We start from the raw sequence: 13,364 nt of genomic DNA on the forward strand, positions 1-13,364 counted from the left end.
CTAGCACTACTTTGGCAGATTAACCGACGGTTAACGATAATCGGCCATCTTTGGCACCTCAAAAGGGGTGCGGTGGATGGTGGAGCAGGATATTGCACTGACGGATTGGCTGAAGCCGTTCGTTGAGAAGCTTGGTCACAAGAAGCGGCGGCAGATGTGCCCGGTATATATTTCGGGCCTGATCGGACCAGGTGATCGCAAGAGTATCGAGCCGATGGCGGAGCGCCTTGCGCCCGATCACTACGACCGCCTGCATCATTTCATCTCGGATGGTATTTGGGACGCGGGTCCGCTTGAGACGGAACTGGCTGTGCAGGCTGACAGAATAGTCGGAGCCTCAGATGCCTTTCTGGTGATCGACGATACGGGCTTGCCGAAGAAGGGCGATCATTCGGTCGGGGTCGCTCCGCAATATGCTTCGATGCTGGGCAAACGCGCCAATTGCCAGACGCTGGTATCGCTGACGCTGGCACGCGATGAGGTTCCCGTTCCGGTGGGCTTGCGACTGTTCTTGCCGGAAAGCTGGACCAGTAATCAGGATCGGATGGTAAAGGCTGGTGTTCCCGAGGAGATGCGCATATCCCGCACCAAGCCGACGATCGCGCTCGACGAGATCGACAGGCTGATTGCGGCGGGGGTGCGGTTTGGCACCGTGCTCGCCGATGCCGGCTATGGTTTATCGGCCGCGTTTCGCCAGGGGMTGAGTGCACGCGGCCTCACATGGGCGGTCGGTATTCCCAAACATCAAAAGGTCTACCCCCATGAWGTCGCATTGATTTTTCCGGTTTCCGGTCTTGGCAGGCCGCGCAAGCATTCGATCCCCGACACCGTATCGATGGCTGCCGAAACGATCCTGGAAGCATCTTCCTGGAAAAAGGTCAGTTGGCGTCGCGGCACGAAAGGTCGCCTGACAGCGCGCTTTGCTGCGCTGCGCATTCGGATCGCTGATGGCAGCCCGCAACGTATCCTCGACAAGGGACAGCAGCATATGCCGGGCGAAGAGGCGTGGCTGGTGGGCGAATGGCGCTCGAACGACGAACGCAAATACTATCTCTCCAATCTGCCAGCCGAGGCGACGTTAAAGCAGCTGGCAGCTGCCATCAAAGCCCGATGGGTCTGCGAGCAAGCGCATCAACAAATGAAAGAAGAGCTCGGCCTTGATCACTTTGAAGGCCGATCATGGCAAGGTCTGCATCGACACGCGCTGATGACAATGATCGCTTACGCCTTCCTGCAACATCAGCGCCTACACAAGGCAAAGCGGGAAAAAAAGGAAGAGGCACGGTCCGCCTAAACCGACACTGCCAGCCATCCGACGCGCGGTCATAAACACCCTCCTATCAGCGTCAGCCCCAGAACGATGTCCTCACTGCAGAATCCGCTTCAGACCGCCAAAATACATTCTGCCAAAGTAGTGCTAGTGACCCTTGTCGACGTTCGCACGCCTGATCCGAAACGCTTCATTCCCGGCGCCACCGGCGATTGGGAAGTCATCATCGGCATGGAAGTCCATGCACAGGTGCTGTCGAATTCGAAGCTGTTCTCCGGCGCGTCGACGGAATTCGGCAAGCCACAGAATACAAACGTGTCGCTCGTCGACGCCGCCATGCCCGGTATGCTGCCCGTCATCAACGAGGAATGCGTCCGACAGGCCGTGCGCACCGGTCTCGGCCTCAAGGCGCAGATCAACAAGCGCTCGATCTTCGATCGTAAGAACTACTTCTATCCAGACCTGCCGCAGGGCTATCAGATCTCCCAGTTCAAGGATCCGATCGTCGGCGAGGGCCAGATCTTAATCTCGCTCGGGCCGGATCGCCAGGGCCAGTTCGAAGATATCGAGATCGGTATCGAGCGTCTGCACCTCGAACAGGACGCCGGCAAGTCCCTGCACGATCAGCACGCGACCATGTCCTACGTGGACCTCAACCGTTCAGGCGTTGCGCTGATGGAAATCGTCTCCAAGCCGGACATGCGCTCGTCCGATGAAGCCAAGGCCTACATGACGAAGCTGCGCTCGATCGTGCGCTATCTCGGTACTTGCGATGGCAACATGGACGAAGGCTCGATGCGCGCAGATGTCAACGTCTCCGTCCGTCGTCCGGGCGAAGGTTTCGGCACGCGCTGCGAAATCAAGAATGTCAACTCCATCCGCTTCATTGGCCAGGCGATCGAATACGAAGCCCGCCGCCAGATCGGTATTCTGGAAGACGGCGGCACTATCGATCAGGAAACCCGCTTGTTTGATGCGGGAAAGGGCGAGACGCGTTCCATGCGCTCCAAGGAAGATGCGCATGACTATCGCTACTTCCCCGATCCGGATCTGCTGCCGCTCGAGTTCGACGATGCTTTCGTCAAGGCACTGGAAGCCGAATTGCCGGAACTGCCCGACGACAAGAAGGAGCGCTTCGTGCGCGAACTGGGCCTGTCTGTCTACGACGCCTCGGTGCTCGTGTCCGAAAAGGCAATTGCCGATTATTTCGAAGCAGTGGCCGAGGGCCGTGATGGCAAGACGGCCGCCAACTGGGTCATCAACGACTTGCTGGGCGCACTGAACAGAACCGGCAAAGATATTGAATCGACTCCTGTTTCTGCCGCTCAGCTCGGCGCGATCATCGATCTCATCAAGGCCGAGACCATCTCCGGCAAGATCGCCAAGGACCTCTTCGAAATCGTGCTCGCAGAAGGCGGCGATCCTGCCGAGATCGTCGAAGCCCGCGGCATGAAGCAGGTGACGGATACCGGGGCGATTGAAAAAGCGGTCGACGAGATCATTGCTGCCAACCCGGACCAGGTCGCCAAGGTTCAGGCCAAGCCCACGCTCGCCGGCTGGTTCGTCGGCCAGGTGATGAAGGCGACCGGCGGCAAGGCGAACCCGCAGGCCGTCCAGGCGCTCGTCAAGGCGAAGCTAGGCATCGAGGAGTAAGGTCTCGTGTATTTCGTACGCACAGCCAGCGAGCGTGACCTGGGCAAGGTCGGCGTCCTGTTGGGTGAAGCGTTTCGCGCCGCCTATGCCGAACTCCACGGTGAGCCGAAGGTTAAGGAGCTCATTGCACGCCTCTTTTCCCCTGCAGCGCTTCAGGCGCGGCTTGCCAGGAAGAACGCGGAGTTCCTTGTCGCCGACAACGGCAAGCACATTGGCGGCATCGGCTATGCCGCCATGTCCGATGAGATGACCAAGACGGTCATGCTTCATCTGCTTTACGTCCGCCCTGCGCTTCATCGGCAGGGCATTGGGCGCGAGATCTTCGCGGAGCTGGAGACATGCTTTCCCGACGCTGAGATCATGCGCCTGGAGGTCGAACCGTTGAACACGACAGCGATCGCCTTCTACCGCGCCCATGGCTTCACGGATGCCGGCCGCAACGAAAACGACGGTCCCGGCCAATCCGGTATTGCAACATTGATCCTTGAAAAGGCGCTCGAGACACATTGATGCGATCCCGATGACCGCGGCCTTTGTGGCGCTGATTTCGGTGTTCGTCGCCGACGATATCAGGCATCTCGATACAGTGGCACAAGAAGCCTTCGGCGACTATGGGAGCGCATTCGAGACGATTTCCGACTTGCCCGATCAGACGCTCTGATGTGGCGGAGCGCGACGGCGAGGTGGTCGGCGCCTTCCAGACCTCTGTTGCCACGACATTGTCGAGGCTCGGAGTATCCTTGATGATTGTCGAACGGTGCAGACGCGCGGCGACATGCGCGGTGAGGGGATAGGTGCGAAAATGATCGACTGCGTTGCCGAGGCAAAAGGCCGCGGTCTTTCGCGGGTGCAGCTCATTTCGAGCGCGAAGCGCGTGGGTGCGTACAGGTTCTATGAAAAACGCGGCTCCGCGCCGTCGCATCTCGGCTTCCTGATGGTCCTGAAATGAAGCGACTTCGCTCTGGAATCACTGGACAATACATTCCGCTAACGGCATAAGCGAGAGATCGAATTCTGGTCCCGCTGGCCGTCTGGCAAGCTCAAGGAAAAGACATGAAGAATCTCCTCCTGCAAATCTTCACGTGGTGGAACGGTCAGACGATGGGGACGCGTTTCGCGACCTGGCGTTTCGGCAAGCGCGTCGGCGAAGATGAATTGGGCAACGTCTACTACGAGGGCGGTACATCCTCCTTTGGCCTGCCGCGGCGCTGGGTGATCTACAATGGCTACGCAGATGCCTCGGCCATTCCGCCGGGCTGGCACGGCTGGATGCATCATCGCACCAATGTTCCGCCGTCTAAGGAAAACTACGTTGCCAAGGACTGGCAAATTGGTCATCGCGCCAACCCGACCGGTTCGCCGCAGGCTTACCGTCCGCCGGGCTCTCTGGCCGTTCCTGGCGAGCGTCCGCGCGTTACCGGTGACTACGACGCTTGGACACCCGGTAACTGACAAGGTCGTCAGGCCCCGCTTTTGGCCACAATTGACCTATACCCGCAGGTTGGCCGCAGAAACTGCGGCCTTTGATATTGCGATGCGGTGGAGACGGGTAGACATGAAGCTTTTCACGCGGAACCATACCCTGCGTGCCGCCGTGTTGGCTTGGGCGATTTGCGCATTGTTGCCGCCGCACGCTGCTTCCGCGGCCCGTATCGACAACGCGGTCGCTGTCTTCTCCGGCCTCGACAAGATCACCGGCCGCATCACGACGTTCGACGTCTACGTCAACGAGACAGTTCAGTTCGGCGCGCTGCAGGTCACGCCGAAGGCTTGCCACTCGCGCGACCAGGCGGAAGCGCAGAAGATTGATGGCTTCGTGGAAGTGGACGAGATCACGCTTGATCGCAAGATCCGCCGCATCTTCACCGGTTGGATGTTTGCCGACAGCCCCGGCCTCAACGCCGTCGAACACCCGATCTATGACGTCTGGTTGAAGGACTGCAAGCAGACCTCGGACGTACCTGCGCCTGACAAGGCGGCCAAATAGCCTCAAAACTGCAGGTGAGGCGATTCCATCGCTGCGGCGAGCATGTGCGCGTAGTCGTCCTTGGGCACATCGATGGCGCCGAAGGTCTTGAGGTGCTCGGTGGTGAACTGCGTATCGAGCAGCGTGAAGCCGTTTTCGCGGAGGCGGCCCACCAGATGGACGAGGCAAGTCTTCGACGCGTCCGTTTGTCGTGAAAACATGCTCTCGCCGAAAAACGCGGAGCCCAGCGAAACGCCGTAAAGGCCGCCTACCAAGTCGTCGCCGTCCCATGCTTCGACCGAATGGGCATGGCCGATGCGATGCAGAGTCGAATAGAGCGATCTGATCGTCTGGTTGATCCAGGTGCTCGGTCTGCCCTGAGTCTCCTCTGCGCAGGCGGCGATCACAGCATCGAAGTCGTAGTTGAAGCGGATGTCGAAAGGCTTGCGCCGGATCGTCTTCGCAAGACTTTTGGAAACGTGGAAGTCATCGAGCGGCAGGACGCCGCGAACGTCGGGCTCGACCCAGAAGATTTCGGGGTCGTCGGCCGACTCGGCCATCGGAAAGAGTCCGATGGAGTAGGCGCGCAGGAGGATTTCCGGTGTGATGCCTGGAGACTTCCTGCGCGACCCTGCCATTCCTAGTTACGCCGGCTTGTTGGCCAGATAGTCTTCCAGCCAGTGGATGTCGTATTCGCCGTTGGCAATATCCTGGTTGTCGACCAGATCCTGGAACAACGGCAGCGTGGTCTTGATCCCGTCGACGACGAATTCGTCAAGCGCACGGCGAAGGCGCATCATGCATTCGACGCGCGTACGGCCGAAGACGATAAGCTTGCCGATCAGGCTGTCATAGTAGGGTGGGATCTTGTAGCCCTGATAGGCGCCGCTATCCACGCGCACGCCAAGGCCACCCGGCGCGTGGAAATGCGTTATCGTGCCGGGCGAGGGCACGAAGGTACGCGCGTCCTCTGCATTGATACGGCATTCGATGGCGTGGCCGTGGAAGTGCACTTCGTCCTGCGTGACGGACAGACCACCGCCGGAAGCGACTCGGATCTGCTCGTGCACGAGGTCGATACCGGTGATCGCCTCCGTGATTGGGTGTTCCACCTGCAGGCGGGTGTTCATTTCGATGAAGTAGAACTCGCCGTTTTCATAGAGGAACTCAATCGTGCCGGCGCCGCGGTACTTGAGCTTCATCATCGCATCAGCACAAACCTGGCCGATCTTCATCCGTTGCTCGACATTGAGAGCCGGAGAGTTGGCTTCCTCCCAAACCTTCTGGTGGCGGCGCTGCAGCGAGCAGTCGCGCTCGCCGAGATGGATCGCATTGCCTTCGCCATCACCGAATACCTGGATTTCGATGTGGCGGGGTTTGCCGAGGTACTTTTCCATGTAAACGGCGTCGTTGCCAAACGCCGCAGCCGCTTCCGTGCGTGCGGTCGACCAGGCTTCAATGAGGTCGTCGGGGGTCTTGGCGACCTTCATGCCGCGTCCGCCGCCGCCGGCCGTCGCCTTGATCAGGACGGGATAACCGATTTCCGCGGCCGTCTTCAGCGCGTCCTCTTCGTTTTTCACTTCGCCGTCGGAGCCGGGAACAACGGGAATGCCGAGTTCCTGGGCGGTCGTCTTGGCCGTGATCTTGTCGCCCATGATCCGGATATGGTCCGCCGTCGGCCCAATGAACGTGATGCCGTGCGCTTCCAAGATATCGGCAAACTTGGCGTTCTCCGACAGGAAGCCGTAACCGGGATGGACAGCGTCAGCGCCAGTGATCTCGCAGGCTGCAACGATCTGATGGATGTTCAGATAGCTATCGCGCGATTGCGGCGGGCCGATGCAGACACTCTCGTCGGCAAGGCGCACATGCATTGCATCTGCGTCAGCAGTCGAATGGACCGCGACACAGGGAATACCGAGTTCCTTGCAGGCACGGAGCACGCGCAGCGCGATTTCGCCGCGGTTGGCAATGAGGATTTTCGAGACCATGATGCCCGCCTTATTCGACGACGACGAGGGCTTGGCCGTATTCGACGGGGCTGCCGTCCTCGACGAGAATTTCTGTCACCTTGCCGGACTTCGGCGAAGGAATCTGGTTCATCGTCTTCATCGCTTCGATGATGAGCAGCGTCTGGCCTTCCTTGACGGTCGCACCGACTTCGATGAAGGCGCGGGCGCCGGGGGCAGGAGCCATGTAGACGGTGCCGACCATCGGCGCGCTGATCGTGTTCGCCGGGTTGCGAACGGCAGCGGCTGGTGCGGCAGGTGCCGTAGCAACCGCAGCCGGAGCAGCTGCAGCGTAGGCCGGTGCCGCCATCGGCGCCTGAACGTACTGCGTGGTGCCGTTGCGCGAAACGCGGATGCGCAGGTCGTCCTGTTCGACTTCGATTTCCGTCAGATCCGTCTCGTTGAGGATGTTTGCGAGATCGCGGATCAGCGCCTGATCGATACCGTTTTTCTTCTCAGCCATGAGTGTTTGCCCTGTCTTCTTCTTATGCCGTGAGATTCTTCAGCGCTTGCAGCGCCAAAATGTAGCTATGAGGTCCAAATCCGCAGATCACGCCCTTAGCCGCAGGCGCAATCATTGACTTGTGGCGGAATTCTTCCCGCGCATGAACATTGGAAATATGGAGCTCTACAACCGGAATGGAAATAGCGCGGATTGCATCGTGGAGCGCAACCGACGTGTGCGTGTAAGCACCGGCGTTGATCGCCACCCCGATGGCCTTGTCATTCGCCTCATGGAGCCAGTCGACAAGCGCACCCTCATGATTGCTCTGACGGAAATCGATCTCGATGCCAAGATCGCGTCCAGCCGCCTTGCAATCCGTTTCGATGTCCTGAAGCGTCTTGCCGCCGTAGATGCCCGGCTCTCTTTTGCCGAGCATGTTCAGGTTTGGCCCGTTCAGGACGAAAATAGTCTGCGTCATCGAATGTTCCGTCAAATGTGCGAGGGCAACCTATAGACTCACCAAAGGCTTAATGAAAGCCCTTTGGGCGGGGCAGCCGGAATCGCGCCATATTTGTCCACATGGCTGAAACGCTTCGATTTTGGCGTTTTGATGGGCGTCGCCTCAGCAACTTGTCTTGCCACAGGCGCGCATGTTCTTCACCTTGGTCTCGAGGTCGTCGAAACCGACCGCTCCCTGCACCAATTCGTTGCCGATGACATAGGAGGGGGTGCCGGTGATGCCCAGGCTCTGAGCGAGCTGGTAGGTTTCCTTGACGGACTGATCGCTGGCGCTTTTGGCCATTTCCTGACGGATCTGCTTTTCACTGACGCCAAGCGATTTCGCCACTTCGATGGCGCTTCCTTCGTCTGCACGGCCGTCGCTGCTGAGAAGCGCGATATGGAACTGGCTATATTTTTCTGGCGCCAGTTTGCGGAATGCATCCGAGACCTTGTGAGCTGCAACGGATTCCGGCCCGAGGATCGGGAATTCCTTCAGGACGAAACGAACATTATTGTCCTTCTCGAGCATCGTCTGCATGTCGGAAAGCGCATGGCGGCAGTAGCCGCAATTGTAGTCGAAGAACTCGACGATCGTCACGTCGCCCTTCGGATTGCCGATCGTCATATCGTACTTGGCATCGAAGATCGTCGACTTGTTGTCGGAGATCACTGCATTCGCTTTGACGAGGCGGGCGGATTCCTGCTTCTTCTGCAGCGCATCCTGTACATCGATCATGATCTCGGGGTTCTCGATCAGGTACTGTTTGATGAACTCGCCGAACTCCTTCTTCTGCGCGTCATCGAGCGCCGCTGCCGGGCAAGCAGCGGCGACAGAGGCTGTCAGTGCAAGCGCAGTGAAGATTTTTGGGAGAAGGGCCATGATATCCTCGTCTTTGGGGATGATATGCGTCGTTGCGGTTCCGGATACCACCGCCCGGTTAACAGGCAGCATGCGAAGCGTCAAATTACGGTGCGGTCGGCTGTCTTCAAACAGGAATTTTCATATCGGTTGTTCGATCGCGGGATTGTGATGAGCCGATTAATGCGGCAATTGTCGGGCCGCAAACAAAGCGAGAGAGTAGCGATCGTGTTTTCCATTTCCAAACGCAGCGAAGTTGAACCCTTTCATGCCATGGATGTCCTGGCAGAGGCGACGAAGCGGCGCGCAAGCGGTCATCCGGTCATCTCGATGGCTGTCGGGCAACCATCGCATCCGGCGCCGCAAGCGGCACTTGCGGCCGCCCGGGCGGCTCTGACGGAAGGCAAGATCGGATACACCGATGCGCTCGGCACGGCGCGATTGAAACACGCGCTCGCGTGGCACTACAGGGATCGGCACGGTCTGGAAATTGATCCGGCGCGGATCGCGATCACGACCGGATCCTCGGCAGGTTTCAATCTGGCGTTCCTGTCGCTGTTCGATGCGGGAGACGCCGTCGCAATTGCACGGCCGGGATACCCTGCTTACCGCAACATTCTGGGAGCCCTTGGTCTGAAGGTAATCGAGGTTCCGGTAACAGCAGAGACCCATTTTACCCTGACGCCGGAAAGCCTCGAGACCGCGCAGGCGGAGCACAATGTTCGGCTTAGGGGTGTTCTTTTGGCCAGCCCGGCGAACCCGACCGGCACGGTGACGGGCCGAGCGGGACTGAATGCGCTCGCCGACTATTGCGCTGCCCATTCCATTGCCTTCATCTCGGACGAGATCTATCACGGGCTGACATTCGCAGGCGAGGAAACCAGTGCGCTGGTGCTGACAGACCAAGCGATCGTCATCAATTCGTTCTCCAAATACTATTGTATGACTGGCTGGCGGATCGGTTGGATGGTGTTGCCGGATCGGTTGGTGCGACCGATCGAGCGCGTTGCCCAGAGCCTTTACATTTCGCCGCCGGAACTCTCGCAGATCGCGGCGACTGCTGCGCTTGGCGCAGGCCCCGAGCTCGACGTCTACAAGGCGAGCTATGCCGCCAACCGCGCATTCCTGATGCGCCGTCTGCCGGAGATAGGGCTTTCGATCGCGTCGCCCATGGATGGTGCCTTCTACGCCTATGTCGACGTGACCCGCTTCACCAACGACAGCATGGCTTTCGCCAAGCGGATGCTCACAGAGATCAATGTCGCCGCGACGCCGGGCCACGATTTCGACCCGATTGAGGGCAACAGGTCGATGCGTATGTCCTATGCCGGCTCGGAAGTCGAAATCGTAGAGGCGGTCGAGCGAATGGTCGGCTGGCTGAAATAAAGGCATTTGTTTCAAGGTGCTGTGACGGTTTTCGGATTCATTTTCCAACCGTCCTGGATCAAAATACGAAGAGCGCGCCAGCGGCGCCCTTACTGGAAGATCCGCCGGTTCTCCCGGTCGAGCTCGGAAACGAGAGCGAGCAATGTCTCCGACACCGGAGTGGGAACCGCCGTCAGCCGGCCGAGCACGACCACCATACCGACCAGCGGAGTGATCTCGAGAGCTTTGCGGGCGAGAAGGTCCTGCAGCATGGAGGTTCGCACCGGACCGATCTGGCGGGCCTGTTCCAGCCGCTGTTCGACGGACATGCCCACATTGGCGCCGAGCGCTTCGCCAACCGCCTTCACTTCCTTCATCACCTTGCCGATCTGATCGCTGACTGCGGCATCCGCCATGAGGTCGGACATCAAGGAGCGGGTGAGCGCGCTGATCGGGTTGAAGGAAGCATTGCCCATCAACTTGCTCCAGATGTCGTCGCGAATCCGCGACGACATCGTCACGCCGATGTTCGCGCTCCGCAGCAACGACTCGACGCTTTGGAGATCGGCGCTGGTGTCGCCCGACGGCTCGCCGATGATGAAGTGCCCGTCGTTGCTCAGCCTGATTACGCCGGGGTGGCTAACCTCGGCGCCTTGATGCGCCACACAGCCGATCACGCGCTCCGGTCCGACCAATCGCCAAAGCTTGCCGCCGGGATCAAGCTCTTCGAACTGGAGTTCGGCATGGCGGCTATTGTCGCGGTGGAAATACCACCATGGAATGCCGTTGAGGATCGTCAGGACGCGGGTGCGTTCGTTTACGAGATGGGCAATGCCCTCGGCCGCTGGGCCGAGCTGGTGGCCCTTGAGGCCCGTGATCACGAGATCCTGCTTCGGCAGCTCGCTGGGATCTTCGGTTGCCGTCAGACTGACCGTCAGCGGCAGTTCCGAACCCGCTTGAAAAACCGTCAGCCCGTTCTGTCTAATTGCGTCAAGGTGGCTTCCGCGTGCCACGACGGAGACGTCTGGGGTATTTCCGAGCGACGAGGCAAGCTTGGTGGCGATCGCGCCTCCCAGCGCGCCCGCGCCAAAAACACATATACTTCTGATGGGCATGAACCGACCTCTCCGCGATCAGCGGACCGCGCTAGACATAGGCCATCTCGCCCGCAAGGCGAATGATACTTTGATGCGACCAGCCGGGCTCAATGCTCACCCGGCAGCAGTTCGTTGCGGCGAAGCTCGTCGATTGCAAAAACGGCGTCTTCCGCAGTCCATCCGGCACGGATGGCCGCTGCGATCATCCTCACCTCCGCTTCTGCCTCTATCTGCAGGAACAAGGGCTCCAGAGCTTCCTGGGCGGTCAGAATGTGATCATTGGGAGGCGCAATGGATGGGGGTGAGGCTAGCGTAGGCATCTGCGCGGTTCTCCTCTCTATGGTCTGGCTTGATTCACCCAAATGCGCGAGGTGCAAAAAAGGTTCCGGATAAAGTTTCCCAAAAGCTTCATCTTGTTCTTTCGCCCCGGCTCTGCCTTGTTGCGCGCCTAGGCTGGTGCTCGATTCGGTTCCCGATAAAGAGGCGGAGCCGGCAGCAAGAGCGCACAAAGGAGATTGCGATGACGAACGCCAAGAACGGGATTTCCGAAATGCGGCCCAGAATAACGGTCATCGGCGTCGGTGGCGGGGGTGGTAATGCCATCAATAACATGATTTCGGAAAATCTCGAAGGTGTGGATTTCATCGCAGCCAATACGGACGCGCAAGTCCTCGCGACGTCCAAGGCGTCGCGCAAGATCCAGCTTGGCGCGCATGTGACCGAAGGTCTTGGAGCCGGTTCGCTACCGGAGATCGGACGCGCTGCCGCCGAAGAGTCGATCGACGAGATCATGGATCATCTCGCGGGTTCGCACATGTGCTTCGTCACCGCCGGCATGGGCGGCGGCACCGGCACGGGTGCTGCCCCGGTCATTGCGCAGGCGGCCCGCAATGCTGGTATTCTGACGGTCGGCGTCGTGACCAAACCGTTCACCTTCGAAGGAAACCGCCGCCTGAAGACGGCCGAGGCTGGTATCGAGGCGCTGCGCCAGGCCGCCGATACCGTTATCGTCATTCCGAACCAAAACCTCTTCCGCATCGCCGATGCAAAGACCACTTTTGCCGATGCCTTCATGACAGCCGACCGCGTGCTCTATGCCGGCGTCGGCTGCATCACCGACCTAATCGTCAAGGAAGGCCTGATCAACCTCGATTTCGCCGACGTGAAGTCGGTCATGCGCGGCATGGGGCGGGCGATGATGGGAACCGGCGAAGCGTCCGGCGAGGAGCGTGCGATGAAGGCGGCGGAGGCTGCGATCGCCAATCCGCTGCTGGACGATATCTCGATGAAAGGCGCCAAGGGCGTGCTGATCTCGATCTCGGGCGGTTCCGACATGACGCTCTTCGAGGTGGACGAGGCCGCGAGCCGCATCCGCGACGAAGTGCAGGACGATGCCGATATCGTCGTCGGCGCTATCTTCGACCGGAACCTCGACGGCAAGTTCCGCGTCTCGGTCGTTGCGACAGGCCTTGATGGTGCGGGCGCTGGAGCCACGGCCGTTCAGGCGGGTGCGGCACCCGGCCAGGGTATGCCGACGCGCACGCTCCAATAGCGATACCTTTCTTTTGCCTCTCGACCGCGCTCTCCCTAGCGCGCGGTTTTATTTCTGTGGTGTGCGGGCATGCGCGGACACCAACGGCAATTCCTGGAAATCGCAATGCAGGCGCCCTAGATCTGCTGTGGCTTCATCAGGAAAATCTCGTGTCTCGAGACACGGCCGTGTCTGGTTCACAACGCCGGTCCGTTTCGTATCAGATAGAATGGAAGAGCACTGGTTGCGGTAAAGGGGACGTTCTATGGCGAAGTTTGCATACGGATTGGCGGGTCTGCTTGTTCTGATCGGATTGCTGTGGATGGGGCAGGGCAGCGGCTACTTCCCCTACCCGGAAGAGAGCTTCATGATTGATCAAACACCCTGGATCTACTTGGGAGCCATCTCCGCTGCAGCAGGCGTGATCCTCTTCGCGGTCACCAGGAATGTGCGAGGCAGATCTCGATGAACGCGGTCCGCTTTTGCGGCCTTTTCGGCCTCGCCGCGATGTCTATCGCCTGCAGCGCTTGCACCACCGACCGCAGCGTCAGAAACGCTGAAAAGAGCAGTTCAGCTGAGCCGGCACCAAGGCATGCGGCGTCGCAGGACTGCCGCGCGAAACCAAACGTTGAGGGAATGCTGCGAACCCTCTGTTACTAAGGTGTAGT

14 protein-coding genes and 2 pseudogenes are annotated in these 13,364 nt (G+C 59.5%); 9 read left to right on the forward strand and 7 right to left on the reverse strand.

The window, feature by feature from the left end; translation table 11 throughout:
• Positions 1–76 precede the first annotated feature (76 nt).
• The 6 genes and pseudogenes from AC1D2R_RS29910 to AC1D2R_RS29935 all read left to right on the forward strand — a co-directional run.
• Positions 77–1,291 (forward strand): annotated as a pseudogene (locus AC1D2R_RS29910) (IS701 family transposase); the annotation flags it as partial.
• Between the two features lie 129 nt (positions 1,292–1,420).
• Positions 1,421–2,923 (forward strand): Asp-tRNA(Asn)/Glu-tRNA(Gln) amidotransferase subunit GatB, encoded by a 1,503-nt coding sequence (gene gatB, locus AC1D2R_RS29915; RefSeq protein ID WP_477973194.1) that lies wholly within the window; start codon positions 1,421–1,423, stop codon positions 2,921–2,923.
• A 6-nt stretch (positions 2,924–2,929) separates the two neighbouring features.
• A complete protein-coding gene (locus AC1D2R_RS29920) occupies positions 2,930–3,433 on the forward strand; it encodes an N-acetyltransferase family protein (RefSeq protein WP_477973196.1) in 504 nt (167 codons plus the stop codon).
• Positions 3,434–3,443: 10 nt separating this feature from the next.
• Positions 3,444–3,872, forward strand: a pseudogene (locus AC1D2R_RS29925) (GNAT family N-acetyltransferase).
• Between the two features lie 104 nt (positions 3,873–3,976).
• Positions 3,977–4,375 carry an NADH:ubiquinone oxidoreductase subunit NDUFA12 gene (locus AC1D2R_RS29930; protein ID WP_477973198.1) on the forward strand — a complete coding sequence of 133 codons (399 nt, stop codon included), beginning with the start codon at positions 3,977–3,979 and terminating at the stop codon, positions 4,373–4,375.
• Positions 4,376–4,478: 103 nt separating this feature from the next.
• A complete protein-coding gene (locus tag AC1D2R_RS29935) occupies positions 4,479–4,910 on the forward strand; it encodes a DUF2155 domain-containing protein (RefSeq protein WP_477973200.1) in 432 nt (143 codons plus the stop codon).
• A 2-nt stretch (positions 4,911–4,912) separates the two neighbouring features.
• Here AC1D2R_RS29935 and aat read toward each other — a convergent pair whose 3' ends face one another.
• From aat to AC1D2R_RS29960, 5 genes are all read right to left on the reverse strand, one after another.
• Positions 4,913–5,527 (reverse strand): leucyl/phenylalanyl-tRNA--protein transferase, encoded by a 615-nt coding sequence (gene aat / locus AC1D2R_RS29940; RefSeq protein ID WP_477973202.1) that lies wholly within the window; start codon positions 5,525–5,527, stop codon positions 4,913–4,915.
• A 6-nt stretch (positions 5,528–5,533) separates the two neighbouring features.
• Positions 5,534–6,880 carry an acetyl-CoA carboxylase biotin carboxylase subunit gene (gene accC / locus AC1D2R_RS29945; RefSeq protein WP_477973204.1) on the reverse strand — a complete coding sequence of 449 codons (1,347 nt, stop codon included), beginning with the start codon at positions 6,878–6,880 and terminating at the stop codon, positions 5,534–5,536.
• 10 nt (positions 6,881–6,890) lie between these two features.
• Complete coding sequence (accB, locus tag AC1D2R_RS29950; protein ID WP_477973206.1) at positions 6,891–7,361, reverse strand: acetyl-CoA carboxylase biotin carboxyl carrier protein; 471 nt, start codon at positions 7,359–7,361, stop codon at positions 6,891–6,893.
• 22 nt (positions 7,362–7,383) lie between these two features.
• Positions 7,384–7,821: a type II 3-dehydroquinate dehydratase gene (gene aroQ / locus AC1D2R_RS29955; protein ID WP_477973208.1), complete on the reverse strand. Its 438-nt coding sequence runs from the start codon at positions 7,819–7,821 to the stop codon at positions 7,384–7,386.
• A gap of 144 nt (positions 7,822–7,965) precedes the next feature.
• Complete coding sequence (locus AC1D2R_RS29960; RefSeq protein ID WP_477973210.1) at positions 7,966–8,724, reverse strand: DsbA family protein; 759 nt, start codon at positions 8,722–8,724, stop codon at positions 7,966–7,968.
• Between the two features lie 207 nt (positions 8,725–8,931).
• Between AC1D2R_RS29960 and AC1D2R_RS29965 the strand changes: the two genes are divergently transcribed.
• Positions 8,932–10,089, forward strand: coding sequence for a pyridoxal phosphate-dependent aminotransferase (locus AC1D2R_RS29965; protein ID WP_477973212.1), 1,158 nt, complete (start codon positions 8,932–8,934; stop codon positions 10,087–10,089).
• Positions 10,090–10,178: 89 nt separating this feature from the next.
• Here AC1D2R_RS29965 and AC1D2R_RS29970 read toward each other — a convergent pair whose 3' ends face one another.
• Positions 10,179–11,183 carry a ketopantoate reductase family protein gene (locus AC1D2R_RS29970; protein WP_477973214.1) on the reverse strand — a complete coding sequence of 335 codons (1,005 nt, stop codon included), beginning with the start codon at positions 11,181–11,183 and terminating at the stop codon, positions 10,179–10,181.
• An 89-nt stretch (positions 11,184–11,272) separates the two neighbouring features.
• Complete coding sequence (locus tag AC1D2R_RS29975; RefSeq protein WP_477973216.1) at positions 11,273–11,485, reverse strand: hypothetical protein; 213 nt, start codon at positions 11,483–11,485, stop codon at positions 11,273–11,275.
• 200 nt (positions 11,486–11,685) lie between these two features.
• On the opposite strand from AC1D2R_RS29975, the gene ftsZ reads away from it, so the two are divergent.
• Both ftsZ and AC1D2R_RS29985 read left to right on the forward strand, forming a co-directional pair.
• The gene (gene ftsZ, locus AC1D2R_RS29980) at positions 11,686–12,717 is read left to right on the forward strand and encodes a cell division protein FtsZ (RefSeq protein ID WP_037063634.1); all 1,032 of its coding nucleotides are present in this window, start codon (positions 11,686–11,688) and stop codon (positions 12,715–12,717) included.
• A gap of 244 nt (positions 12,718–12,961) precedes the next feature.
• Positions 12,962–13,165, forward strand: coding sequence for a hypothetical protein (locus AC1D2R_RS29985; RefSeq protein WP_477973218.1), 204 nt, complete (start codon positions 12,962–12,964; stop codon positions 13,163–13,165).
• The last annotated feature ends 199 nt before the right edge of the window (positions 13,166–13,364 follow it).

It is taken from the genome of Rhizobium sp. P1_C7 (assembly GCF_056406295.1).

Bases quoted from the DNA above. Each gene is read 5' to 3' on its own strand.
- AC1D2R_RS29930 (WP_477973198.1), top strand. From the start codon at position 3,977: ATGAAGAATCTCCTCCTGCAAATCTTCACGTGGTGGAACGGTCAGACG.
- AC1D2R_RS29960 (WP_477973210.1), bottom strand. From the start codon at position 8,724: ATGGCCCTTCTCCCAAAAATCTTCACTGCGCTTGCACTGACAGCCTCT.
- ftsZ (WP_037063634.1), top strand. From the start codon at position 11,686: ATGACGAACGCCAAGAACGGGATTTCCGAAATGCGGCCCAGAATAACG.
- accB (WP_477973206.1), bottom strand. From the start codon at position 7,361: ATGGCTGAGAAGAAAAACGGTATCGATCAGGCGCTGATCCGCGATCTC.
- AC1D2R_RS29985 (WP_477973218.1), top strand. From the start codon at position 12,962: ATGGCGAAGTTTGCATACGGATTGGCGGGTCTGCTTGTTCTGATCGGA.
- accC (WP_477973204.1), bottom strand. From the start codon at position 6,880: ATGGTCTCGAAAATCCTCATTGCCAACCGCGGCGAAATCGCGCTGCGC.
- AC1D2R_RS29935 (WP_477973200.1), top strand. From the start codon at position 4,479: ATGAAGCTTTTCACGCGGAACCATACCCTGCGTGCCGCCGTGTTGGCT.
- aat (WP_477973202.1), bottom strand. From the start codon at position 5,527: ATGGCAGGGTCGCGCAGGAAGTCTCCAGGCATCACACCGGAAATCCTC.
- aroQ (WP_477973208.1), bottom strand. From the start codon at position 7,821: ATGACGCAGACTATTTTCGTCCTGAACGGGCCAAACCTGAACATGCTC.
- AC1D2R_RS29970 (WP_477973214.1), bottom strand. From the start codon at position 11,183: ATGCCCATCAGAAGTATATGTGTTTTTGGCGCGGGCGCGCTGGGAGGC.
- AC1D2R_RS29975 (WP_477973216.1), bottom strand. From the start codon at position 11,485: ATGCCTACGCTAGCCTCACCCCCATCCATTGCGCCTCCCAATGATCAC.